The sequence below is a fragment of the Saccharopolyspora pogona genome (genome assembly GCF_014697215.1).
Classification (GTDB): domain Bacteria; phylum Actinomycetota; class Actinomycetes; order Mycobacteriales; family Pseudonocardiaceae; genus Saccharopolyspora; species Saccharopolyspora hattusasensis.
This window is the reverse complement of the sequence record NZ_CP031142.1, coordinates 428,370-450,429: the sequence shown is the minus strand read 5'-3', so window position 1 is coordinate 450,429 and position 22,060 is coordinate 428,370. Positions and strand designations below refer to the sequence as shown.

Sequence of the window (22,060 nt, the reverse complement as noted above, 5' to 3'; positions counted from 1 at the left end):
ACGAGCGATTTCGGTTCTTGACTTCCTCCCCACGCCTAAAGGCGGGGGAATCCAACCTTCACAGGTTGGGTTTCCTGCTTCATAGCCGACTGCGCGCGAGCAAGCTCGCCCCGGCTTACACCAGCTCCACAGGCATCGCCGGATTTCCACCCGGCTACCGCTCGACCAGCGGCAAGGATGTTCTTCGCGGCGTTGTGGTCCCGGTCGTGCCGAGTGCCGCAGTCGGGGCACGTCCAGTGCCGCACCGACAGTTTCAGGTTCTTCAGCAGGTGCCCGCAGTTCGAGCAGGTCTTTGAGCTCGGGTACCAGCGGTCAACGACAACGACGATCTTTCCCGCTCGCTCGGCTTTGTATTCGAGCTGGCGCCGGAACTCGCTCCACCCGCAATCGGAGATCGCCTTGGCCAGTTTTCGGTTGCGGACCATGTTCTTCACCGCGAGGTCTTCGACCGCGACCAGGTCATTGTTACGAACCAGGTCCGTTGAGGTGCGGTGCAGGAAGTCCTGCCGCGCGTGCCGCACCTTGCGGTGCGCCCGGGCAACCTTGGCTTGAGCCTTGCGGCGGTTCGCTGAACCGCGCTGCATGCGGGCCATCTGACGTTGATAGCGGGCAAGGTTGCGGGCCTTACGGTCCAAGTGGCCGGCGTTGGGGATCTTCTCCCCGGTAGACAGCACAGCGAAGTCCTTCACACCCAGGTCAACGCCGACCGTGCGGCCGGTGACCGGGGCGTGTTCGGGCTCGTCGGTGTCCACGGCGAAGGTCACGTACCAGCGGCCGTCAGCCTCGCCGGAAACGATCACCATAATCGGATTCAGAGACTGAAGAACCTCTGCACCCCAGGACCACACATACTCAAGCGGCGTGTTGTGCTTGGCCAGCTTCAGCTTTCCATCGCGCAGGCTAAACGCGCTGCGCGTGTAATGCGCCGACTGACGTCCGTTACGCGACTTGAAGCGCGGGTAGCGAGCACGTCCAGCGAAGAAGTTCGCGTAGGCGGTGTGCTGGTGCCGCAACGTCTGCTGCAACGGCACCGACGACACCTCGGACAGAAACGCCAGTTCTTCGGTCTTCTTCCACGCGGTCAGCGCGGCGTCGGTCTCCTTGTAGGAGGTCTTTGTGCCGGTTGCGTGGTAGGAGCGGTGGCGTTCGACGAGGGTCTTGTTCCACACGAGGCGAACGCACCCGAACGTCCGGCCCAGCTGGGCCGCTTGCTCGGGGTCGGGATAGGCCCGAACCTTGTACGCCGTCCTCACACTGATCATTTTACACAGCGGGCCGACACCAGTAATCATCTGGTGGGATGGTTACCGCTGGACGCGTTGATCACGGCTTGACGTGCTTCCTCCCCACGGATAAATCCGGGGGCCTCCGCACTACGTTTCTTCGGTGAGCGCGCAACCGGGTTGGAGCCCGGTTGCGCGCTCACGAGCCAGGTGTCAGGCCTTGGGGACCCGGAGGATCAGGGCATCGCCCTGGCCTCCGCCGCCGCACAGCGCCGCCGCACCGGTGCCACCACCACGACGCTTGAGCTCCAACGCCAGGTGCAACGCCAACCGCGCACCCGACATGCCGATCGGGTGACCCAGCGCGATCGCACCACCGTTGACGTTGACCCTGTCCTCACCCACACCCAGCGCACGAGCGGACACGATCCCCACCGCCGCGAACGCCTCGTTGATCTCCACCAGATCCAGACCCGCGGCGTCGACCCCCTCCTTGACGCACGCGGCCCTGATCGCATTCGACGGCTGCTCATGCAAACTCGCATCCGGACCCGCCACCACACCATGCGCGCCGATCTCGGCCAACCAGCTCAACCCCAGCTCCTCGGCCCTGGCCTTGCTCATCACCACGACCGCCGCCGCACCATCGGAAATCTGCGACGCCGAACCCGCCGTGATCGTGCCATCCGCAGCGAAAGCCGGACGCAACTTCGCCAACGTCTCAACCGTGGTGTTAGCACGAATGCCCTCATCGGCATCCACCACCACCGGATCACCCTTGCGGCGCGGCACCTCGACCGGGGCGATCTCCTCCGCGAACACACCCCGCTCCACCGCCGCAGCGGCACGCTGGTGCGAACGAGCCGCGAAAGCGTCCTGCTCCTCCCTGGTCACGCCATACCCAGCGTTGTACTTCTCGGTCGACAAACCCATCGCGACCTGGTCGAACGCGCAGAACAGGCCATCGTGAGCCAGGTGGTCGAGCATCTGCACGTCGCCATACTTGAAACCCTCCCGCGACCCGGTCAGCAGATGCGGCGCCTGCGTCATCGACTCCTGACCACCGGCCACCACGATCTCGAACTCACCCGCCCGGATCAGCTGATCAGCCAACGCGATCGCATCCAACCCCGACAGACACACCTTGTTGATCGTCAACGCCGGCACATCCATCGGGATACCCGCGGCCACCGCCGCCTGCCGCGCCGGAATCTGCCCCGCACCAGCGGTCAGCACCTGACCCATGATCGTGTACCCGACCTGATCCGGACCCACCCCAGCCCGCTCCAACGCCGCCCTGATCGCAACCCCACCCAGCTGCGCACCGGAGAAGTCCTTGAGCGAGCCGAGCAACCGCCCCATCGGGGTCCGCGCACCCGCCACGATCACAGAACTACCGGTCGTTCGTGCTCTTTCCATTGGTCCACTCCCAAAATCTGTACGCCGCGTCCGAAAGCTGCTACGTCTGCCCGGGATTGACGCCCGGGTCACCGACGAGACCGACGTCGGTGCTGGTGAGCATCACCGCGTCGCAACCGGTTCCAGGATCGGGGCGCCGGTCTTGTCCCGGACTTCGCTCTCGGTGACGCCGGGGGCGAGCGAGACCAGGCGCAGCCCCTCCGCGGTCACGTCGAGCACCGCCAGGTCCGTGACGATCCGGTCGACCACGCCGGCACCGGTCAGCGGCAGCGTGCACCGCCCGACGATCTTCGGGGTGCCGTCCTTGGCCACGTGATCGGTGAGCACGACGATCTTGCGGGCACCGACGACCAGGTCCATCGCACCACCCATGCCCTTCACCAGGGCACCGGGGATCGTCCAGTTCGCCAGATCGCCGCCTTCGCTCACCTGGAGGGCGCCCAGGATGGCGATGTCGATGTGCCCGCCGCGCATCATCGCGAACGACTCCGCCGAATCGAAGTAGCTCGCTCCGGGATTGACCGTGACGGTCTGCTTCCCGGCGTTGATGAGGTCGGCGTCTTCCTCTCCCTCGAAGGGGAAGGGCCCCAGGCCCAGGATGCCGTTCTCGCTCTGCAGCGTCACCTGCACGCCGTCCGGGATGTGGTTGGCGACCAGCGTCGGGATGCCGATCCCGAGGTTGACGTAGTCGCCGTCGCGGAGTTCGGCGGCGGCGATCGCCGCCATCTCGTCGCGAGTCCAGGTCATGGGTTTCTCCTAGTCGGCCAGGGCGGGGACGCGGGGCCGCACCGTGCGCTTCTCGATGTCCTTGATGCGGGGCCGGGCGAGGACCAGGCGGTCGACGTAGATGCCCGGGGTGATGACCAGTTCCGGGTCGAGGTACTCCTCGCTCAGGTGCTCGGCCTCGACCACCGTCACCTTCCCGCTGGTCGCGATGACCGGGTTGAAGTTCCGCGCGCTCGCCCGGTAGACGAGGTTGCCGGCCGGGTCCGCGGTGTGGGCGTGCACGAGCGCCACGTCAGCGACGATCCCCCGCTCCTGGACGTAGGTCTGCCCGTCGAACTCCGCCAACGGCTTGCCGTCGGCCACCGGGGTTCCGACGCCCGCGCGGGTGTAGAACGCCGCGATTCCCGCGCCGCCGGCCCGCAACCGCTCGGACAGCGTCCCCTGCGGCGCGAACTCCACGACCAGCGCCTTGTCCAGGTACTGCTGCGCGAACAGCTTGTTCTCACCCACGTAGGACGCGATCACCTTGGCCACCTGGCGGTTCTCGAGCAGCAGCCCGAGTCCCTTGCCATCGACACCCATGTTGTTGGAGACCACCGTCAAACCGGTGACCCCGCTGTCACGGACGACCTCGATGAGGTCGCTCGGGATACCGCACAGGCCGAAGCCGCCGACGGCGATCGTCATCCCGTCTTCGAGCACCTCGGCCAGTGCCTCCGCCGCACTCGAACGCAGCTTTGACAACTCATCACCTCTTCATCGGTCCGCTGGACGAACAGCAGCAGTAAAGGAGCAACCTCGTGTTCACCGCAACAAACAGAGATGAACGACGGCCGAACCGCTCGTCGGGTGACCGTTGATCGACCTCGGCGTTCACTCAGTGGACGCTAGGGTGGAGGCATGAGCGCTAGTCCCAACGCCCATTTGATCGGCCGGGTCGGCTCGGTGCTCCGGGCGCTGTCCACCGCCAACGAAGCGGGGGCGGCCACCAGCGACCTCGCCCGGGCCACCGACCTCCCCCGGCCGACCGTGCACCGCCTGCTCAGCTCCCTGGCGGATGAGGGGTTCGTCGACCGCGACCGGCGCACGGGCCGGTGGTTCCTGGGCCCCGAGCTGTACCTGCTGGGGCAGACGGCCGGCACCCGCTACGACGTGACGCACCACGCCCGCGCGAGCGTGCACCGGCTGGCGGCCAAGACCGGTGAAAGCGCGTTCTTCTCGGCTCTGCGAGGAGAGGAAACGGTGTGCCTGCTCCGCGAGGACGGCGACTTCCCGATCCGGTCCTTCGTGCTCTACGAGGGCGCCCGGTTCCCGCTCGGAGTCGTCTCCGCCGGCCTGGTCATCCTCGCCTTTCTCGACGACGCTGAGATCGACGCCTACCTGGAGCGGACCGACTTGACCAGCCGATGGGGCCAGACGCACGCCCCCGAGGAAGTGCGCGCCCGCATCGCCCGCACCCGGCGCGACGGCTACTCCGTAAACCCCGGTCTGGTGGTCGAGGGGAGCTGGGGCATGGCGGCGGCGGTGTTCGACCGCGCGGGGCAACCCGCATGGGCCCTGACGCTGACCGGAATCGAGCCCCGCTTCCGCCCAGAGCGGCAATCCGAACTCGGCGCCCTCCTCCTGCACGAGGCCCACGCCCTCAGCCGAACGCTGGAAGTCTCCGCCCGCAAGGCGCAGCTTTGATGCCGGGCAGCCGCCGGACGGCTCAGCGTCCGAAGTCCTGCGTCCAGTAGTAGCCGTTGGCGTCGACGGCGACGCCGATGGTCTTGTTGGAGCAGTTGAGGATGTTGGCCTTGTGGCCGTCGGACTTCATCCAGCCGTCCATGACCTGTTGTGCGGTCTGGTAGCCCATGGCGATGTTCTCGGCGCCCGGCGACGGGTAGCCGGCCTTCGAGATGCGCTGCGAGAAGGTCACACCGTCGGGGGTGGTGTGATCGAAGTAGGCGCGTTTGGCCATGTCGGCGCTGTGGGCCTTGGCCGACGAGGAGAGCCGGGAGTCCACCGAAACGGACTTGCAGCCGGCGTCGGCGCGCTTCCCGTTCACGAGGTTGATGACCTGGTCCTCGACCGAGGGAGCCGCGCCCGCTGCGGGGGCCCATGCGGCGGCGGTTCCGACACCGATCAAGAAAGCAGTCAGAGCAGTTACGGAGCGTCGATAATTCGGGGGTTTCATGCCGTTGCAAGCTACCCCATTAGAATGAGATCAAACCGTAACCTGTGGAAACGGTCACTCTCCGTAGCACGGAGAGTAGTGGTGCAACCACTGAACGGTTCGATCACAGCCCACAGGCGCGCGACCGGCAGCGGGGTCCTCGATATATAGGACTACGCGCATATGTGCATGCTTTGCGCGATGTCCGCCGCGAACGGCCTGATCGCGGCACTGCCGCGGACGGCGACGGCGAACGGTCCTCCCGTAAGCCCGGCAAGTCCGGCAAGTCCGGTGACGCCGAGCCGCGCCCACGCACGCCACGTCGTCGCCCCCGACGGACGAAACCCCGCAAGTCACGCTGACTTCGGGCTCGACCTGCTCGGCGGCCGCTGCGGCTCGACGCAGACCGAATTTCCCCACGGCGCAACGGAACTCGCCGACGCCGCGCTGACCCGGTCCGCCGAACTCGGGTGCGCGCACGCGGAATTCCACGCGATGTGCACCCGATCCGGCTCGGTCGAGGTACGCAACGCCGCGCTGGCGGCCACCACCGACCAGGCCGAGACGGGGCTGTCCGTCCGGGTGCCGCGCGACGGGGCTTGGGGTTTCGCCGCCGCAAGCGACGTGGCGCCCGAGTCGGCCGCGCGCCGCTGAGACCGGCCACGAATCACGAAGCGGGCGGCCAGTTCCGGAGGACGGCGTCGAGGGCATCCAAGGCCCTGGACCAGGAGGCGTCCGCCTCGCGCGGGTGGTGGCGGAACCCGCCCGCCGCCTCCAAACTCACGTACCCGTGGAAGACGCTGCCCAGCAGCCGCACGGCATCCGTCTGGTCGGGCTCCGACAGGTCGTAGCCGCGCAGGATCGCCCGCGTCATCTCCGAGTGCCGACGCGCCGCACTGGCGGCCGCCGTCTCCGCGTCGAGCTCGGTCTGCGCCGCCGCGAACCTCCCCGGGTGCTCGTTGGCGTAATCCCGGTAGGCATTGGCGAAGGCGACGAGGGCGTCCCTGCCCGCGCGACCCGCCAGCGCGCCGGCGGCCCGGTCGGCGAGCTCCGCCAGGGCCAGCACCGCCACCCCGGCCTTCAGCTCCTGCACGTTCCTGACGTGCGAATACAGGCTCGCGTCCGTGACGCCGAATCGGCGCGCGAGCGCCGAGACGGTCACGTTCTCGAAGCCGGCCTCGTCGGCCAGTTCCGCCGCAGCCCGGGTCAGGCGTTCGGCATTCAGCCCCGCGCGTGCCATCCGCACCCCTTTCCTAGGGGTCCTAGGCTACAGCTAAATAGTTCGCGGTAAAACTCTAGAGGGGATAGCTTCATAGTTATGAGGCCTGCTACCGAGCGCGACATCCGCGCATCGTTCGTCAACTGCACCAAAGGCGAGGCCAAACGCCTGCCCGTCCCCCGGGACCTGGCCGCGCAACCGTGGGACGACCTGGACTTCCTCGGGTGGCGGGATCCCGCCGCGCCGCAGCGGGCCTACCTCGTCGCCGAGTCCGGCGACGGGTTGGTGGGCGTCGCGCTGCGGTTGGCTACGCCGCATGCCGGACACCTGCGGCGCAGCATGTGCTCGCTGTGCCTGACCACGCACACCGGAGCCGGCGTCTCGCTGATGACCGCGCGCAGGGCGGGCCGGGGCGGACAGCAGGGCAACTCCGTCGGCGCCTACATCTGCACCGACCTGGCCTGCTCGCTCTACCTGCGCGGGAAGAAGGAAGTCGGCTCCGGCGAGCGGCTCCACGAATCGCTCACGTTGGCGGAGAAGGTCGAGCGGACCACGGCCAAGCTGACCGGATTCCTGAATAAGGTGGTCGGGTGACCGCGCGAAATGCCAGTGGCGTCAAGCACCGGTTAGCGGTGAACGGGCCGGCATTCGCCGCGGCCTCAAGCATTCGAAACCCGTTGCGGAGGCCGAACTGCGCACAGCCGTGAAGGACGTCGAAATCCGGCTGCCACAGGCGGAAACCACGGAGCTGGTCGCCCTGCGCACCGACGCCCACGGCTACTGCACGGCTGAGCGCCTGGCGGCGTTCGTGGTGGTGGTTCGGAAGCGCGCCCGGTAGGCCGTCGGCGGTACGCCGAGGCTTTGTTGGAAGACCCGGCGCATCGTTTCCGATGAGCCGAAACCCGACTGCTCCGCGACCGCTTCGACCGGGTCGCTGCCCGCTTCGAGGAGCGCACGCGCGGCTTCCACGCGCAGCGACTCCACGTACTGGCCCGGCGTCATGCCCGTCTCGATGCGAAAGAGCCTGCTGAGGTGGCGTGCGCTCACACCCGCTTCGCGGGCCAGGGTGTCCAGGTTGTGCTTGGCTCCGGGATCGGCTCCGACGGCGTCCATCACTTGTCGCACCACGGGATGTTTCGCCTCGCTCCGGCCGAGTCTGGCGCTGAACTGCGACTGGCCTCCTGGTCGGGCCATGAACACGACGAGTTGCTGTGCCACGCGGCGGGCCAGGCCGGCTCCGTGATCTTCTTCGACCAGCGCGAGCGCCAGATCGATACCCGCGGTGACCCCGGCCGACGTGGTGACGTTGCCGTCGCGCACGAACACCGGATCGGCCTCGACCCGCACCTCCGGGAAGGCCTTGGCCAGTTCCCGGGCGAGTTCCCAGTGCGTCGCGGCTCGTCGGCCGTCCAGGGCGCCGGTCGCGGCCAGCACGAAAGCCCCGGCGCACACGGACGTCAGGCGTTCGGTTCGACGCGCGAGGTCTGCCGCGAGGGCGACCAGTTCCCGGTTGGCGACCGCCTGCGGCCAGTCGCGTCGCCCGGGCACGACGACGGTGCCGATCCGCCGGGGCAGGGTTTCCGGCCCGCCGTCCACGCCGATCCGCACTCCCGCCGAAGTGCGCACGTCGCTGCCGGTGGTCGACACGATCCGCACGTCGTAGCGCGCCCCGAAGGCGTTGGCCGTGGTGAAGACCTCGGCGGGCCCGGTCACGTCGAGCATTTGCACCTGGTCGAAAGCCAGCACCGCGACCACGTGCGCTGCGCGGAAGATCACTCCGGCCACGGCGAATCCAGGATGGTGGCGACGAAATCACCGCGCTCGAATCCGGGCACGTAGTGTTCGAGCACGTCGGCCTTGACGTTGCCGAAGGTGCTCTCCGGCTTCGACCGGATGCCGTCGGTGAAGGCTTCGAGGATGCGGCGCTTGAAATCGGGCCGCGGATGCTGTGCGACGACGGCGGCGCGGTCGGCCTCGGTGATGTCCCGGTAGCCGATGCCGAAGACGTCGTACTCCACGCCCGCGGTCACCAGCGCCACCTCCGGTTCCATGAACTCGGGGATCCCCGGCGTGGTGTGCAGGGCGATCGCGGTCCAGACCCTTCGGATGCTGTCCTCGGGCACGTGGTGGGCCGCGAGGAACCGCCGCGCCTCGTCCGCGCTGTCCACCTCGAAGCGGCGGCCGCTGTCGTGGAACCGCTCGCCGAGGCCAAGATCGTGGAACATCGCGGCGATGTAGAGCAGTTCGGGGTCGAAGCCCCGATCCCGGTTGCGGCCTTGCAGGCTGCCGAAGAAGTAGACGCGGCGCGAATGGTGGTAGATCAGGTCGCTTGCGCTGTCCCGCACCAGTTCGGTCGCCGCCCGCGCCAGTTTCGTATCCGGGACCCGCACATCCGAGGCGGCGGAAAGGTTGATCGTCATCGCATTCACCTGGTTCCTCGTCGAGCTTGCCGTTCCAGCTTCCGCCCCAGCCAGACCGGACGCCATGACCACAGCGCCACATAGCCCACAGATTCGGACATGAGATCCACCGCCGAGGATCCCCGCCCCCGATGCCGATCGAGAACTCCGGCGTATCCCCCATAAGGGCGGCAGGTGGCGACGCGCCATCGGATCTGCTACCCAGACGCCCGAACATAACGAAAGATGCCGATCCGTGACCAGCATCGACGAGGCCCTGCAGCTCTACCCGGAGCTCGCTGTCCTGATCGCGCTCTCGCACGCCCTGTGGACCTTCTGGTACCTGACCGACACGGCCGGGCGCCCGGAGTGGCTCGTCGGTGTGCTGAACTGGCCGGAGTACAGCGATGCGCTGTGGATCGTCGATCGCCGCGAGGCCCTCGCGGTTAGGCTGCGCGTCGACTCGCCGGGCACGCGCGGAGGGGTCGTCTGGCAATCCTCGGGCTCGTTGACCGCCGCCATCGACGCGCTTCGCGCCCTCCCCGCGCCGGATGAGCCCGGTGCGCCGAGCCGGGTGATCCGGTCCGGACCGTTCTGGCCGCCGCGCGGTTTCTGCTGACTCCGTCCCGCCGGCTCTTCGATCGGCGTCACGGGTAGCGCACCCGCGGATACGCGGGATCGAAGGCCTGCCGGGCGCGATCACGACGTTCGAGGCCGGCGAAGAACCGGACCATGCCGGCCTGCCCGTGCAGGCCCGCCGCCAGCTCACGTCGGCTGCACTCCTCGGTCGGGCAGTTGTCGAGCAGGTCTCGCGCGGCCCGGTCCAGTTCGGCGGCGAGCCTCTCCAGCAGGGCGGCCCGTTCGGCGTGGTCGTGGGTGATCGCGCATCGTCGCATCAGATCTCGGATGCGCACGACGGTGGTCCGTGGATACATCGAGAAGGGCACGTCCGCGGCTGTCATGCGCTTTCTCCCTGCGAATCCGGCGACACGCCGAGTACTACCGCATTCGCCAGACCTGGGCAGCGCGCCCGGGGCCCGCAACCCCGCGGTCGCGGCGTCCAACACCGCCAGCGGAGCGCATTCCCCCAGCGTGGCAAGGTCTTGCCACTCAACCGAGCGGATTTTGGGTCGACGGCCGTCGGCAGCACCCGAGTGACCTCGCGCACTCCGCGCGGGAACTTCGCCGGATACCGATGAGTTCGCGGATCTGCTTCAGTCAGTATCGGCCGAACCGGAACAACAGGATGATCGGCCGCGAGATCGGTACGGGGCGAGGAGCGCTTGGCCCGGACCCGCGCGTCGTCACCGAGACAGGAGATCCACCGATGGGCAAGATCCGCGTTCAGGAGTTCGTCAGCCTCGACGGCGTGTTCGAGAACCCGGGCTGGACCGCCGAATACGGCTTCACCGACGAGATGGGCGAGTCGATCGGCCACCTGACGGAGTCCAGCTCGGCGATCCTGTTGGGACGCACCACCTACGAGATGTTCGCCCCGGCCTGGTCCGGCCGCACCGTCGAGGACGACCCGGGCGCGCCGTTCTTCAACGACTCCCCGAAGCACGTGGTGTCGTCCACCCTGACCTCCGCCGACGAGTGGCAGAACTCAACGGTGCTCGGGGCCTACGCCCCTCAGGCGATCCGCAAGCTGAAGGAGGAGACCGACGGCATCTACATCAGCGGCAGCGGCACCCTGGTGCGCGCGCTGCTGGCCGACGGCCTGATCGACGAGCTGCACCTGCTGGTCTACCCGGTCGTTCTGGGCTCGGGGGCGAAGCTGTTCCCGGAGGGCACGCAGCGCATCCCGCTGGCCCTGGCCGCGCAGGAAGCGTTCCGGAACGGGGTTGTGCACCTGACCTACGGCCCCGCCAAGTCCTGAGCCGCTCTGCTGTGGGGTCCGTAGGTGCGTTTCGTCGCTACAGCGCCGAAAAGGACTCGCGGACCACCCTGGCTGCAGGCCGGGGGCGTGCCCCGGATGACGTCGAAGCGGTCGGCCTCGACCGCGAGTTCCGTACCCGCTGGCAGCCCGCCCGAGCCGGGAAGAACCGCCATCCAGCGCAGCGGTGACCCCCGGCGGCGTCCGGGCCGTAGGGCGCACGGCTGTCGATCTCGGTGAACCAGTTGCAGCCGATCTTCGCGGGATCCGTTGGCGCGGGCGGGTTGCTGGCCCAGCCCTGGGTCCGGTACTCCCACTCCGCCTCGCGTTCCACGGTCGCCCAGGTCTTGCCGCCGTTGGCCGCGGAGGGATGCCCGGCCCACACGCCGAGCACCCGGTCGGCGGGTTCGGTCGGGCGGTAGCCGGTCGCCTCGCGCTCCGGCCCGGGGTCGGCGGTGCCCCGCGCGCCGGACTGGAAGTGCTCGACGCTGGCCTTGCCCACCGCGCGCCGCTGCTCGCCCTCCCGGATCAGGTCCAGCGACGGCCTCCCGGGCAGGCGCGATGGATCCCCGGTACTGGAGGCGACGCGCAGGCGAGCACCGCGGTCGACGAGCCGCATCGCGCCGAAGAAATCCTTCTGCGACGACAGGGATTCAGACGTGAGCAGAAGATATAAAGACGCGAAATTCCCTGAACAATAACAACTCTGTCCGACATGATCCACTGTGGACGTTGTTAAGGGCGCCCCTCTCCGAGCCGGAGGGGGGCGCCCCGCGCTGCGTGCCGATCACTCGGCGACGTCGGCACGAACCTTCGCGGCCTCCGTCGCCTGGCCGAGCTTTTCCAGCAGTTCCCCGAATTCGAGGGACACGCCGGTGTGCGCCGGGGTTCCCACCGGCAGCCGCTGCAGCGACGTCCGGTACAAACCCACGGCCTCGTCGGACCGACCGGCTTCGGCGAGGACCCAGCCCGCCAGCAGCTCGGCCATCGCCGCCGAGCCCTCGTCACCGACCGCCGCGTAGCCGTCGGCTGCGGTCAGCGCGTGCGAGACCGCCTCCTCCACCCGCTCCAGCGAGGCCAGCACTCGCGCCTTCGTGTAGGTCACGTCGGCGACGAACCAGTCCAGCTCCGCTTCCCGGCCGGCCGCGATCGCGGCATCGAGATCGGCCAGCCCGGTCTCATCACCGAACTTCGTCTTGGCCTGGCCGAGCTGGTGCAGCGCCTCGGCGATCAGCTCGCGCCGTTCGTGCTTCCGGGCCAGCTGGAGCGCGGTCTCGTAGTTGTCCACCGCGTCGGCGTCCTCCACGGCCAGCAGCAGGTTGCCCAGCTCCAGGTAGGACCGGATCGCCAGCTCGACCAGCGGCTCCTCCGCCGACTCCTCGGCCCCGTTCGCCGCCTGGACGAGCGCCTGGTACGAGGTGCGGAAGTCCTGGGCCCGGCTGGCAGCGATGCCCAGCCAGTACCGCGCCTCCAGGCCGGCGGCCTCTTCGCCTTCGCCGCGGTCGTAACCCGCGACCGCATCGCCCAGCGCTTCCACCGCCAGATCCGGCTGTCCGGACTGCAGCTGGAAGCGGCCGAGCCAGAACCGGTGCCCGTTGAGGCCCTCGGTGTCGCCGAGCTCCGCGTGCCGCACCGCGACCTGCGCGCGGTTCACCGCCTCGTCCGGTTGCCCGCCGCCGGCCAGCAGGTGAGCGGCCAGCATGGCCGCGGCAGAAGCACCGTCGCGGTATCCGGCCGTGGTCAGCAGGTCCAGCAGCTCATCGGCCAATCGGGCACCGGCGTCGAACTGACCGAGGCCGCCGGCGAGCCGCGCCCGCATGTCGAGCACCCGGATCCGCCAGACCCGTTCCGTCTCGACCGCCAACAGGGCGTCCAGGGCCTCGGCCGCGGTCTCCGGCTGACCGGTCTGCAGCAGCAGCTGGGCCTGCAGGTAGCGCGCCCCCGACAGCTGGTCCAGGTCCGCGGATTCGGCCAGCTCGACCGCTTCCCGCGCCAGCTCCAGCGCTTCGTCCGGATGCTCGGTGGAGCCCAGCAACCCCGCCAACGAGACCAGGATCTCGACCCGCGTCGCCGCTTCCAGGTCGGCGCGGTTCAGCACTGCGCGGAGCTTCGCTTCCTCGTCGGCGTTGAACGGCGGGTACAGCGCCAACCCGAGTTCATCCTCGACGTCCGCTTGCTGCACCAGGCCTTGCGCCCGCAGGGCCTCGGTGCGGGCCTTGACGGCTTCCAACGCCCCGTCCCGGTCGTCCCGGGCGCGGCAGATCGTCAGGACGGTGCGGTAGAGCCGGGGCCGCAGTTCGGGCTCCGGCAGGTCGTCGATCCCCCTCAGCAGCGCCAGCGCGGCATCCGGATCGTTGCTGACGATGATCGCTTCCCGCGCCAGTTCCAGGCCTTCCGCCGCGGTCTGCGGCTGAGCCGGCTCGGTCATCTCCGTCGGCACGAACGTCTGGTGCTCGATCGGCAGGTCGTGGTGCTCGTCCGCGAACGCGCGGGCGCGCTCGATCTCCGCCGACTCCTCCGGGCCGTACGGAATCACCTTGCTCTCTTCCAGCAACCGCTCGATTTCGGTCACGGCGTCAGACAACGGTGCCACCTCTCGTGCTCGAAAAGTTGGGAATACTGGGAATCGTCAGCCCGTGACGCCGACGCTGAGCTTGATCAGGTCGCTCATCGCCGTGGTCATCACGGTCCGGTCGTTCCTCGACAGCGGCCGGTGGCCAGCCAGCAGGGACTGGATGTAGACCAGCCGGATGCTGCGGTCGAAGACGAGCTGGTCGTCCACCTTGGACAATTGCCGGATCAGCCAGTTCAGCCAGTTCAGGCAGAGCTGCGCGGTGGTGCCGCGCGGGACGCGGGTGGCCTTGCCGGTCATGATCTCGTCCGCCCCGCCGAGCACGTCCGCCCACATCGAGGGCGCCGAGTCGCGTTTCGGTGCGCTCGATCCGGCGGATGGCGGCGGAATCGGCCACGTACAACGCCGTCACGTTGTCCGGCCCGAAGGAACGGACCGGCGCCGAGGTAGAGCCGGCCGCCGCGGCGGCATCGTGCCCGTTCTGCGGCAGCTCGCGCAGATAGACGTGCGCGCCGCAGTAAATGTGCCGGCTGAGCAGATCGACAACCCCACCAAGGTCCACCTGGAACGGGCGAACCAGCGAATTCTGGTCGGAATCCATCTAAAAGCCTCCTCCTGAACATATCCGCAGCGAGCACGCGGGGACCCCGCCAGCAGTCACCATTGGAAATGCGCCAACGATCGACCGCGGACGGAATCCGTCGACGCTTCCCGGTCGACGACACCCGACTGAACAGACTAGAACACCCGCAGGAGCGACCGTGTCGGCAAAAATGACGCTACCGCCGTCACCCGAGCTCTCCCCGCCCTTCAAGGGTCTCGCTGATCCCGACGCCCCGCGGACCGGCGCAACAAAGAACCCGGTTCTCGACGAACTCGCCCCACGCCTGCGGCCTCGCCGCAGAAAGCGCCGATCCGAACAGTACCACGCGGTCCACAATGGAAACGATGGAGCCGGTCACAACGAAACGGTTCACATCGACGCAGTTCGCGAGCGGTATCCCTCCGCTGATGACGGAGAGCGCGCCGCGACGAATTCGGCGCGCGACTGCGGCGCCTTCCCCGGGGTGAACACCGCATTCAGCGGGTTGGCCACGCAGCAACGACATCGGTCCCGAGCCGTGGTCACCCGAAGCCCTCATCGCCCTCGCCATGCCCGCCCTCGGCGGTCACCGGCCCACCCTCCCCGGACACCCACGGAAGAAGCAGAAGAGCCATTTTCGCGCGAAATCGGCACGTGGCACACGCGGCGAGCGGCGGTTTCGCGCGAAATCGCCGCTCGCTCCGCTACCCGGAAGCATTCGAAGTGCTGTCCAGTTCGCCTCAGCCGGCGAGATCGCCTGAACCGGTCGGGTCGCCGAGGCGTAGCTCCAGGCCGTCCAGCAGCGCTCGCAGGCCCTGCTCGAACAGGTCGTCCAGAACTAGGTCGTAGCCTTCAGCGGAAAGCGCGGTCAGCATCCTCGCGAACGTTGGGTAGCGGCCAGAACCGGTGATCGCGGCCAGCGCTGGCACCTGGTTGTTCATCCAATCGTCCTCCGACAACCCGGATGAGCCGAGGGCGTGCTGCTCGCGTTCGAGGTGGATCGCGATGCCCTGCACGTAGCTGAAGAACAGCACGTGCAGGTCGCACAGGTCGGCTGCGCCGAGGCTGAAGCCGTCGAACGCGGCGAGCGCCCATTCCGCGTGCACTGCCAGGTTGGGCAGCGGCACCGGGCGGGTGATCGGGCCGAGCTGGGCCAGCCACGGGTGCCGCCTGTACAGCGACCACAACGTTCGCGCGCCCAGTTCCAGGCGGGCGCGCCAGCTGGTCGGCGGCCGCGCCGGGTAGCCCCGCTCGCCGAATACGGCGTCGGCCATCAACATGATCAGCTCGTCTTTGCCGGCCACATGCCGGTACGGCGCCATCGCCGCGACCCCAAGGCGGGCGGCGACGCCGCGCATCGAAAGCACGGCAAGTCCTTCGTCGTCGGCGATCTCGATGGCTGCCCGCACGATCCGCTCGCGGGTCAGGCCTTGCTGCTGCCTGCGCGGCGCGGGACCGCGGGTGGGCTGATGCGCGGAGCGGGACTTGTCCTTCGGCGCGGGCCTGCGGTCAGCGACCACGGTGCCGGAGCGGGGTTCGGCGCGCACCAGGCCTTCTTGGCTCAACGTGGCCAGAGCTTTGGCCGCGGTGGCCATGGCGACGCCCCATTCGGCGGCGATCCGGCGGGTGGAAGGCACCTTGGCACCCGGCGCCAGTTCGCCCTGCTCGATCCGGCGGCGGAGCTCGTCGGCGATGCTCCGATACCGCGGTTCTGACGGCATACCCACTCCATCCTGACCTAGTACAGATAGTCAACTGTACTAGATCAGTTTTGGGCTTTTTAGCCATCTAGGGAAGTGTTCGCAGCGCAACCGCAATGAGCGTACGTCGAACACTGGAGGTAACCGATGCGGAACGTTCTGATCTCGGGCGCCAGCATCGCCGGCCCGGCACTGACCTACTGGCTGCGGCGCAAGGGTTTCTCGGTGACCGTGGTGGAGCGGGCGCCCGGTCAGCGCAAGGGCGGCCAGGCGGTCGACATCCGCGGCGTCGCGCTTGAGGTGATGGATCGGATGGGCCTCGGCGAACAGGTGCGGGCGACTCGCACCCGGATGCGGGGAATGTCCATGGTGGACGGTGAAGGCAGAGAGCTGTTCCGGTCCGAGGAGCAGGCTTTCAGCAGTGGCCGGTTGGGCGGCGAGGACGTCGAGCTCCTGCGCGAGGACCTGACGGCGATGCTGCACGAGGTGACCAAGGACCAGGTGGAGTACGTCTTCCACGACTCGATCTCCGCCCTAGAGCAGGAGGAGCACGGTGTCCGGGTCGAGTTCGATCACGGTGGTTTCCGCACTTTCGACTTCGTGATCGGTGCGGACGGCGCGCACTCCGCCGTGCGCCTCCTGGCTTTCGGGCCTGAGCAGCAGTTCAGCAAGCACCTCGGCCAGTACCTGGCGATCTTCCCGACGACCAACTCCCTGGGCCTCGACAACTGGCAGATCTGGTTCCACGACGAGGAATCCGGTGCCGGCGGGGCTATCTACCCGGTGCGCGACAACGCGGAACTACGGGTCACCCTCGGCTTCCTGTCCGAGCCGGTTACCTACGACCACCGGGACGTCTCGCAGCAGAAGCAGATCGTCACCGACCGGTTGGCCGGCCTCGGCTGGGAGGTCCCGAAGCTCCTGGCGGCAATGGCCGACGCGCCGGACTTCCACTTCGACGCGATGGCGCAAATCCACATGGACCGCTGGACGACCGGCCGGGTCGCTCTGGTCGGCGATGCCGGCTACTGCGCCTCGGCGCTGTCCGGGCAGGGCACCAGCCTGGCCCTGGTCGGCGCCTACGTGCTCGCCGAGGAGCTGAGCCGGTCCGACGTCGATCACGCCGCCGCGTTCGCCGCCTACGAGCGGCGGATGCGCCCGTTCGTCGCCCTCAACCAGGCGCTGGCCACCGAGAACCCCGGTGGCCCCGCGTCCGAGGAGTCGGTGGACCGCGCCAAGAACGGCATCTCACTGGACATCGACACGCCCGCAAGCGGATGAGGCGCCGACGATCTTGAGGGTTGCCCGCTGACGACGCGATGCCCAGTCCCCTATCTCTCAAGGTACATCGCGGGGTCAGCGCTGGTTCGCCTGTCGGCCATCTGGCGGAACTACGGTTCGTCCGAATTTCCGATCCTGTGTGGACGCACGCCGTGCGGACGCGCACTGCCGAACAGGTGGCACATGTCAGAGAACACCGGCCCCAGCGCAGCAACCCCGTCCCGCCGCAAGGTCCTGTTAGCCGGCACGGCAGCCCTCGGTGCGGCAGCGCTGGGCAGCACCGGCCTCGGTGCCGTCGCCAGCGCCTCCCCCGGCGCGGGCGCCGTGCCGATCCGCGAGCCGTTCTCGCTCGGCGTCGCCTCCGGTGACCCGCTGCCTTCCGGCGTCGTGCTGTGGACCCGGCTGGCCCCGAATCCCCTCGCCGAGGACGGGCTCGGCGGCATGCCCAACCGGGTCGTGCCGGTGCAATGGCAGGTCGCCACCGACGAGCGGTTCCGCCAGATCGTCGCTGCCGGAAGCGAGATGGCCCGGCCGGAATCGGCGCACTCGGTGCACGTCGAACTCGATGGCCTGGAACCCGGCACCGAGTACTTCTACCGCTTCCGGGTCAAGGACGAGCTCAGCCGGATCGGCCGCACGAAGACCGCGCCGCGCTTCGGCGCGCGGCTCGACCGCTTCGCGTTCGCCTTCGCCAGCTGCCAGAACTACCCCGTCGGCCACTTCAGCGCCTACTCCCACATGGTCGAGGAGGACCTCGACCTGGTCGCCTTCCTCGGCGACTACATCTACGAGGGCCCGGCCAAGGGCACCATCGGCCGCCCGCACGTGCCCGCGCGCGAGATCTTCGGCCTCGCCGACTACCGCACGCGACTCGCCCAGTACAAGACCGACCCGGATCTGCAGGCCGCGCACGCCGCCTTCCCGTGGGCGGTCGTCTTCGACGACCACGAGGTCGAGAACAACTGGGCCGGCGACCGCTCCCAGCCGGACAACGAGCCCGACCAGGACCCGGCGGTCTTCCGCCAGCGCCGCGCCGAGGCGTTCCAGGCCTACTACGAGAACATGCCGCTGCGCGCGACGCAGCGCCCGTCGGGCGCGAACATCCGCATCAACCGCCGGCTGACCTTCGGCGACCTGGTTGACTTCCACCTGCTGGACACGCGCCAGTACCGCGACTTCCAGGACCAGGCCAAACGCCTGGACCCCGCGCGCACGATCCTGGGCACCGACCAGCGCGACTGGCTGTTCGGGAACCTGCGCGGCCAGACCGCCAGCTGGAACGTGCTGGCGCAGCAGGTCTTCTTCTCGCAGCGCGACTTCACCGCGGGCGACGCCGATTCCTTCAGCGATGACGCCTGGGACAACTACGTCGTGGAGCGCAACCTCGTGCGCGACCAGTTGGCCAAGGCTTCCAACCCGGTCGTGATCACCGGCGACGTGCACGCCAACTACGTCGCCGACGTCAAGGCCGACTTCGACGACCCGGCCTCCGCGACCGTGGCCACCGAACTGGTCGGCACCTCGATCACTTCGAACGGCAACGGCGTCGACCAGAACCCCACCGACGCGGTCCAGCTCCAGGAGAACCCGCACATCAAGTTCATCAACCGCAATCGCGGCTACGTCCGCAACACCATCACCCACTCGGAGTGGAAGGCCGACTTCCGCGTCATCGACTACGTCGAGACGCCCGGAGCTCCCGTCCGCGACCGCGCCCGCTTCGTGATCGAGAACGGCCGCCCCGGCGCCCAGCAGGCCTGACTGGCTGGGTGCGGGTGCGGGATTTCCGCACCCGCACCCGGCTTTCAGCCCAAGGAATCGGTCAGCGGCCCGGAGCGCGGGATGACCTCGCCGGTGCAGCGGCCGTCCGGGTGCATCAACCAACCCACTCGCTGCCCCCATCGGCCCACAACGAACACTCGTGAGCGCGAAGGCCGGTAGAATCAACCTCCGCGCTCACGAGCCTGCGCCTGCTAATCGAACTGCCCGCTCTTGACCCGAGTGGTGAAAGCACTCCATTGTGCCGGGCTCACAACGAAAAACCCGCCATCGAGATCTTTCGAGTCGCGCACACCCACGGCCTCATCCGAGACCGCTACCTCCACACAAGCCCCTTGCTGAGCGCTGCGACGGCTCTTGCGCCACTCACCGGCTAAGCCCGCTGTCGTCACAGTGGTTCTCCAATCTCCCTGATCATCTTTCGGGTCACGAAACGAGCAGGCGAGTATCGAATCCCACGTTGACAAGCCGTTCGTACGCCCGCGCGACGTCTTCCGGAACATCCTGCTCGACGGCGAACCCGAGCTTCGGGTACTCGACGATCCGCTGAAAATCACCAACCAGCATGTCGATGACCAATCGTTCGTCCCCCACGGCCCGCGTGTAGTCGTCGAGCGACAACGGCTCCGAAGCACAAACGATGCCGACTTCCGGCCACATCTTCCGACAGGTGGCAAAGGCACGCCGCTGCATGTACGGCTTGCAGATCAACAACACCGAATCGACGGCAATCGACCGCTCCGCGAGAAGTTCCCGCGACAAAGCGATGTTCTCTCCGGTGTTGGTGGCATGCGGCTCGACGAGGATTGACGAATCCGGAACCCCCAACCCTATGGCGTGCTCGCGGAAATGCACGGCCTCACCACGAGGAAACCGCTCGGCCGTCGTAGGACTGTTGGCCCCGGTGAACACGAGAACCGGGAAACGCCCCTGCCGGTAGAGCTCAGCGGAGAAGGCCGCAACGCCGAGGTCATGGCTGCCCAACCCGATCCCCGTAGAACACGACCGGGTCTCATGCGCCATCTGGTGGTACTCCCAGATCAGGCCCGCATCGCGACGATCGTCCTCGGTGATCCCCAGAACCCCACTGGTCACGCGCTCTCCCATCATTGCCATCACCTCGTGATGAAGGGCGCCGACTGCCGACGCCCTTCGTGCTGTCCGGACCGCCTCCCTTGAGCCAGGAGAAGTGCTGCATTCGACGCCTTGACTAGCACTAGCGCGTGAGCACCGGGACCAGTTCGCGGAGCAGGTATGCACCGCACCACCGCGCCTCAGCGTCCTTGACGTCAACGGCATCCTTGGCCAGGCGCTTGGCGAGACGTACCGGATCAGGAGCGGTGCCGGGCTCGCGGGCGATGCTCCGGCAGGTTTTCCAGTCGTACTGCATCAGCCGCGACACCGTCGATGCCAGGCTCAACATTCGGACTCGCTCGTCGGATTCCAGCACTTCAATGATCTTCAGTGCATCTCCAGGGTCACTCCTGCGGGCGAGAATGCTAAGTGAGTTGACCCGAAGCGTCGCGGTCTTCCCTTCGGACATCCAGTTCCGCAGGTGTTCCACGCCTTTGGGAGACACCTGCGCCGCCAGCAGTTCATCAGCGGCAAGCGATGTGGGTGTGTCGAGCAACGAACCCGGATGCCCCTGATCCACCGAGTGGAGAAGCTCCGCTAGGCCAGCTCTCTTGGTCTGCATTACGCGTGGGTGCGTGATGTTCCTTCGGCGCCACATATCGTCCCCAATCGGACCGAAAACTCTTTCATATGCGAGCACGATATCTGGTGAACACGGCCTCTGTCCCGTCTCCACCATGCCCAGATATGACTTCGAGAAGCTGGTTAGTTGGGCCATCCGAGTGAGGCTTACGTCAGCTTCTTCCCGCGCCGCGCGCGGCCACCTGCCTGGTCCGTCGATTGTGGACACCTGTGAACCCCCAAATCGTTCCGATCACACAACGTATCGAGCAGACTACCGAACGGATAGGCCAGCTAGCGGCTAGTGTCCTGCGCCGGAGATGCGTTGACAATATGATCGGAGTGACTCCAAGATCTCGTCAGCGTTCTTGGTCCAGATGAACGGCCGGGGATCGTTGTTCCACTCGTCGATCCAGTTGCGGATATCGGCCTCGAGTGCCTGGACGCTGGTGTGCACGCCGCGTTGCAGGAGTTTGGTGGTCAATTCGCCGAACCAGCGTTCGACCTGGTTGATCCAGGACGATCCGGTCGGGATGAAGTGGATTTGGAATCGAGGATGCTTCGCTAGCCATTTCTGGATGATCTCAGTTTTGTGGGTGGCGTAGTTGTCACAAATGACATGGACGCCTAACTCCGCCGGTACGGTCTTGTCGATCTTGGTGAGAAATTTGCGGAACTCGACCGAGCGGTGCCGGCGGTGCAGCGAGGAGATGACCTTGCCGGTGGCGATGTCGAAGGCGGCGAACAGGCTGGTGACGCCGTGACGGACGTAGTCGTGGGTGCGCCGCTCGGGCATGCCAGGCATCATCGGCAACACCGGCTGGGACCTCTCCAGCGCTTGCACCTGGGATTTCTCATCGGTGCACAGAACCACTGCGTTCTCGGGCGGGTTCATATACAGGCCGACGACGTTACGGACCTTCTCGATGAACTGCGGATCGGTAGAGAGCTTGAATGTGTCGGCCAAGTGGGGTTTAAGGTTGAACGCTTTCCAGATCCGTCCCACGGTCGATTTACTCAGCCCGGAACGCTTCGCCATCGATGTACGCGACCAATGCGTCGCGTTGTTCGGTTTCTCTTCCAACGTCGAGACGACCACCTTCTCCACCTGTTCGTCGGTGATCTTCCGCGGCGCGCCTGGGCGATCCTCGTCGACCAACCCCTTCAGTCGTCGCTGGACAAACCGCGACCGCCACTTGCCCACCGTCGGCCGCGACACCCGCAACTTCTCGGCGACATCCACATTGGACAAACCATCGGCGCATGCCAGCACAATCCGACACCGCAACGCCAAAGCCTGCGAACTCTTCGCCCGCCGAGCCCAACGCTGCAACGTCGAACGCTCATCGTCGGTCAGCACCAACTCAGCCTTCGGCCGCCCAGTCCTCGCCATTCCCGCAGTATAGCCATTTCGACCATGAATTTCCGGTGCA

Annotated in this window: 26 protein-coding genes; 8 read left to right on the top strand and 18 right to left on the bottom strand. The window is 67.5% G+C overall.

Annotated features, from left to right (window positions below):
• Positions 1-35: 35 nt before the first annotated feature.
• From DL519_RS01480 to DL519_RS01465, 4 genes are all read right to left on the bottom strand, one after another.
• Positions 36-1,262: an RNA-guided endonuclease InsQ/TnpB family protein gene (locus tag DL519_RS01480; protein ID WP_263399549.1), complete on the bottom strand. Its 1,227-nt coding sequence runs from the start codon at positions 1,260-1,262 to the stop codon at positions 36-38.
• Between the two features lie 174 nt (positions 1,263-1,436).
• On the bottom strand, positions 1,437-2,642 hold the full coding sequence (locus tag DL519_RS01475) for an acetyl-CoA C-acetyltransferase (protein ID WP_190812557.1): 1,206 nt from the start codon (positions 2,640-2,642) through the stop codon (positions 1,437-1,439).
• 102 nt (positions 2,643-2,744) lie between these two features.
• Positions 2,745-3,389 carry a CoA transferase subunit B gene (locus DL519_RS01470; protein ID WP_168589559.1) on the bottom strand — a complete coding sequence of 215 codons (645 nt, stop codon included), beginning with the start codon at positions 3,387-3,389 and terminating at the stop codon, positions 2,745-2,747.
• Positions 3,390-3,398: 9 nt separating this feature from the next.
• Positions 3,399-4,112, bottom strand: coding sequence for a CoA transferase subunit A (locus tag DL519_RS01465; protein WP_190812556.1), 714 nt, complete (start codon positions 4,110-4,112; stop codon positions 3,399-3,401).
• 156 nt (positions 4,113-4,268) lie between these two features.
• Here DL519_RS01465 and DL519_RS01460 point away from each other — a divergent pair, with 156 nt between their 5' ends.
• Positions 4,269-5,054: an IclR family transcriptional regulator gene (locus tag DL519_RS01460; protein WP_190812555.1), complete on the top strand. Its 786-nt coding sequence runs from the start codon at positions 4,269-4,271 to the stop codon at positions 5,052-5,054.
• 22 nt (positions 5,055-5,076) lie between these two features.
• On the opposite strand, the gene DL519_RS01455 is transcribed toward DL519_RS01460, so the two are convergent.
• Positions 5,077-5,496: a CAP domain-containing protein gene (locus DL519_RS01455; protein WP_190812554.1), complete on the bottom strand. Its 420-nt coding sequence runs from the start codon at positions 5,494-5,496 to the stop codon at positions 5,077-5,079.
• Between the two features lie 228 nt (positions 5,497-5,724).
• Here DL519_RS01455 and DL519_RS01450 point away from each other — a divergent pair, with 228 nt between their 5' ends.
• Entirely contained in the window at positions 5,725-6,177 is a 453-nt protein-coding gene (locus DL519_RS01450; protein WP_190812553.1) for a PmbA/TldA family metallopeptidase, read from the top strand.
• Between the two features lie 13 nt (positions 6,178-6,190).
• Here the strand turns inward: DL519_RS01450 and DL519_RS01445 are convergent, their stop codons facing one another.
• Positions 6,191-6,763, bottom strand: a complete 573-nt coding sequence (locus DL519_RS01445) for a TetR/AcrR family transcriptional regulator (protein ID WP_190812552.1) — start codon at positions 6,761-6,763, stop codon at positions 6,191-6,193.
• Positions 6,764-6,841: 78 nt separating this feature from the next.
• On the opposite strand from DL519_RS01445, the gene DL519_RS01440 reads away from it, so the two are divergent.
• Positions 6,842-7,336, top strand: coding sequence for an FBP domain-containing protein (locus DL519_RS01440; RefSeq protein WP_190812551.1), 495 nt, complete (start codon positions 6,842-6,844; stop codon positions 7,334-7,336).
• A 183-nt stretch (positions 7,337-7,519) separates the two neighbouring features.
• Here DL519_RS01440 and DL519_RS01435 read toward each other — a convergent pair whose 3' ends face one another.
• Complete coding sequence (locus DL519_RS01435) at positions 7,520-8,527, bottom strand: GlxA family transcriptional regulator (RefSeq protein ID WP_223838323.1); 1,008 nt, start codon at positions 8,525-8,527, stop codon at positions 7,520-7,522.
• Positions 8,515-9,162 (bottom strand): HD domain-containing protein, encoded by a 648-nt coding sequence (locus tag DL519_RS01430; RefSeq protein WP_190812550.1) that lies wholly within the window; start codon positions 9,160-9,162, stop codon positions 8,515-8,517. The genes DL519_RS01435 and DL519_RS01430 overlap by 13 nt, the downstream gene beginning before the upstream one ends.
• Positions 9,163-9,397: 235 nt before the next feature.
• On the opposite strand from DL519_RS01430, the gene DL519_RS01425 reads away from it, so the two are divergent.
• Positions 9,398-9,760 carry a hypothetical protein gene (locus DL519_RS01425; RefSeq protein ID WP_168589562.1) on the top strand — a complete coding sequence of 121 codons (363 nt, stop codon included), beginning with the start codon at positions 9,398-9,400 and terminating at the stop codon, positions 9,758-9,760.
• Between the two features lie 28 nt (positions 9,761-9,788).
• Here DL519_RS01425 and DL519_RS01420 read toward each other — a convergent pair whose 3' ends face one another.
• Complete coding sequence (locus DL519_RS01420; protein WP_190812549.1) at positions 9,789-10,103, bottom strand: hypothetical protein; 315 nt, start codon at positions 10,101-10,103, stop codon at positions 9,789-9,791.
• A 233-nt stretch (positions 10,104-10,336) separates the two neighbouring features.
• Here DL519_RS01420 and DL519_RS01415 point away from each other — a divergent pair, with 233 nt between their 5' ends.
• Entirely contained in the window at positions 10,337-11,020 is a 684-nt protein-coding gene (locus DL519_RS01415; protein ID WP_317891339.1) for a dihydrofolate reductase family protein, read from the top strand.
• Positions 11,021-11,057: 37 nt separating this feature from the next.
• Here DL519_RS01415 and DL519_RS01410 read toward each other — a convergent pair whose 3' ends face one another.
• The 3 genes from DL519_RS01410 to DL519_RS01400 form a co-directional block, all read right to left on the bottom strand.
• Positions 11,058-11,636, bottom strand: a complete 579-nt coding sequence (locus DL519_RS01410) for a hypothetical protein (protein ID WP_190812548.1) — start codon at positions 11,634-11,636, stop codon at positions 11,058-11,060.
• A 168-nt stretch (positions 11,637-11,804) separates the two neighbouring features.
• The gene (locus tag DL519_RS01405) at positions 11,805-13,601 is read right to left on the bottom strand and encodes a tetratricopeptide repeat protein (protein WP_190812547.1); all 1,797 of its coding nucleotides are present in this window, start codon (positions 13,599-13,601) and stop codon (positions 11,805-11,807) included.
• Between the two features lie 45 nt (positions 13,602-13,646).
• On the bottom strand, positions 13,647-13,889 hold the full coding sequence (locus DL519_RS01400) for a hypothetical protein (protein ID WP_190812546.1): 243 nt from the start codon (positions 13,887-13,889) through the stop codon (positions 13,647-13,649).
• Between DL519_RS01400 and DL519_RS01395 the strand changes: the two genes are divergently transcribed.
• A complete protein-coding gene (locus tag DL519_RS01395; protein ID WP_190812545.1) occupies positions 13,888-14,208 on the top strand; it encodes a hypothetical protein in 321 nt (106 codons plus the stop codon). The genes DL519_RS01400 and DL519_RS01395 overlap by 2 nt on opposite strands.
• 169 nt (positions 14,209-14,377) lie before the next feature.
• Here DL519_RS01395 and DL519_RS01390 read toward each other — a convergent pair whose 3' ends face one another.
• Both DL519_RS01390 and DL519_RS01385 read right to left on the bottom strand, forming a co-directional pair.
• Positions 14,378-14,698, bottom strand: a complete 321-nt coding sequence (locus DL519_RS01390) for a hypothetical protein (protein WP_190812544.1) — start codon at positions 14,696-14,698, stop codon at positions 14,378-14,380.
• A gap of 214 nt (positions 14,699-14,912) precedes the next feature.
• Complete coding sequence (locus tag DL519_RS01385) at positions 14,913-15,893, bottom strand: GntR family transcriptional regulator (protein ID WP_190812543.1); 981 nt, start codon at positions 15,891-15,893, stop codon at positions 14,913-14,915.
• A gap of 126 nt (positions 15,894-16,019) precedes the next feature.
• Here DL519_RS01385 and DL519_RS01380 point away from each other — a divergent pair, with 126 nt between their 5' ends.
• Together DL519_RS01380 and DL519_RS01375 are read left to right on the top strand one after the other, a co-directional pair.
• Positions 16,020-17,153, top strand: a complete 1,134-nt coding sequence (locus DL519_RS01380; RefSeq protein WP_190812542.1) for an FAD-dependent monooxygenase — start codon at positions 16,020-16,022, stop codon at positions 17,151-17,153.
• A 183-nt stretch (positions 17,154-17,336) separates the two neighbouring features.
• Complete coding sequence (locus DL519_RS01375; RefSeq protein WP_190812541.1) at positions 17,337-18,914, top strand: alkaline phosphatase D family protein; 1,578 nt, start codon at positions 17,337-17,339, stop codon at positions 18,912-18,914.
• 212 nt (positions 18,915-19,126) lie between these two features.
• Here DL519_RS01375 and DL519_RS01370 read toward each other — a convergent pair whose 3' ends face one another.
• The 4 genes from DL519_RS01370 to DL519_RS01355 form a co-directional block, all read right to left on the bottom strand.
• Complete coding sequence (locus DL519_RS01370) at positions 19,127-19,435, bottom strand: DUF397 domain-containing protein (RefSeq protein ID WP_190812540.1); 309 nt, start codon at positions 19,433-19,435, stop codon at positions 19,127-19,129.
• The gene (locus DL519_RS01365; protein WP_190823679.1) at positions 19,359-20,039 is read right to left on the bottom strand and encodes a YdcF family protein; all 681 of its coding nucleotides are present in this window, start codon (positions 20,037-20,039) and stop codon (positions 19,359-19,361) included. Before DL519_RS01365 ends, DL519_RS01370 begins: the two co-directional genes overlap by 77 nt.
• Positions 20,040-20,148: 109 nt before the next feature.
• Entirely contained in the window at positions 20,149-20,856 is a 708-nt protein-coding gene (locus DL519_RS01360) for a helix-turn-helix domain-containing protein (RefSeq protein WP_190812539.1), read from the bottom strand.
• A 72-nt stretch (positions 20,857-20,928) separates the two neighbouring features.
• Positions 20,929-22,020: an IS630 family transposase gene (locus DL519_RS01355; protein WP_190812538.1), complete on the bottom strand. Its 1,092-nt coding sequence runs from the start codon at positions 22,018-22,020 to the stop codon at positions 20,929-20,931.
• Positions 22,021-22,060: the final 40 nt, after the last annotated feature.

Bases quoted from the DNA above. Each gene is read 5' to 3' on its own strand.
- DL519_RS01480 (WP_263399549.1), bottom strand. From the start codon at position 1,262: ATGATCAGTGTGAGGACGGCGTACAAGGTTCGGGCCTATCCCGACCCC.
- DL519_RS01475 (WP_190812557.1), bottom strand. From the start codon at position 2,642: ATGGAAAGAGCACGAACGACCGGTAGTTCTGTGATCGTGGCGGGTGCG.
- DL519_RS01470 (WP_168589559.1), bottom strand. From the start codon at position 3,389: ATGACCTGGACTCGCGACGAGATGGCGGCGATCGCCGCCGCCGAACTC.
- DL519_RS01460 (WP_190812555.1), top strand. From the start codon at position 4,269: ATGAGCGCTAGTCCCAACGCCCATTTGATCGGCCGGGTCGGCTCGGTG.
- DL519_RS01450 (WP_190812553.1), top strand. From the start codon at position 5,725: ATGTCCGCCGCGAACGGCCTGATCGCGGCACTGCCGCGGACGGCGACG.
- DL519_RS01445 (WP_190812552.1), bottom strand. From the start codon at position 6,763: ATGGCACGCGCGGGGCTGAATGCCGAACGCCTGACCCGGGCTGCGGCG.
- DL519_RS01440 (WP_190812551.1), top strand. From the start codon at position 6,842: ATGAGGCCTGCTACCGAGCGCGACATCCGCGCATCGTTCGTCAACTGC.
- DL519_RS01430 (WP_190812550.1), bottom strand. From the start codon at position 9,162: ATGACGATCAACCTTTCCGCCGCCTCGGATGTGCGGGTCCCGGATACG.
- DL519_RS01420 (WP_190812549.1), bottom strand. From the start codon at position 10,103: ATGACAGCCGCGGACGTGCCCTTCTCGATGTATCCACGGACCACCGTC.
- DL519_RS01415 (WP_317891339.1), top strand. From the start codon at position 10,337: ATGAGTTCGCGGATCTGCTTCAGTCAGTATCGGCCGAACCGGAACAAC.
- DL519_RS01410 (WP_190812548.1), bottom strand. From the start codon at position 11,636: ATGCGGCTCGTCGACCGCGGTGCTCGCCTGCGCGTCGCCTCCAGTACC.
- DL519_RS01395 (WP_190812545.1), top strand. From the start codon at position 13,888: ATGATCTCGTCCGCCCCGCCGAGCACGTCCGCCCACATCGAGGGCGCC.
- DL519_RS01400 (WP_190812546.1), bottom strand. From the start codon at position 13,889: ATGACCGGCAAGGCCACCCGCGTCCCGCGCGGCACCACCGCGCAGCTC.
- DL519_RS01390 (WP_190812544.1), bottom strand. From the start codon at position 14,698: ATGTCGTTGCTGCGTGGCCAACCCGCTGAATGCGGTGTTCACCCCGGG.
- DL519_RS01385 (WP_190812543.1), bottom strand. From the start codon at position 15,893: ATGCCGTCAGAACCGCGGTATCGGAGCATCGCCGACGAGCTCCGCCGC.
- DL519_RS01380 (WP_190812542.1), top strand. From the start codon at position 16,020: ATGCGGAACGTTCTGATCTCGGGCGCCAGCATCGCCGGCCCGGCACTG.
- DL519_RS01375 (WP_190812541.1), top strand. From the start codon at position 17,337: ATGTCAGAGAACACCGGCCCCAGCGCAGCAACCCCGTCCCGCCGCAAG.
- DL519_RS01370 (WP_190812540.1), bottom strand. From the start codon at position 19,435: ATGTTCCGGAAGACGTCGCGCGGGCGTACGAACGGCTTGTCAACGTGG.
- DL519_RS01365 (WP_190823679.1), bottom strand. From the start codon at position 20,039: ATGGGAGAGCGCGTGACCAGTGGGGTTCTGGGGATCACCGAGGACGAT.
- DL519_RS01355 (WP_190812538.1), bottom strand. From the start codon at position 22,020: ATGGCGAGGACTGGGCGGCCGAAGGCTGAGTTGGTGCTGACCGACGAT.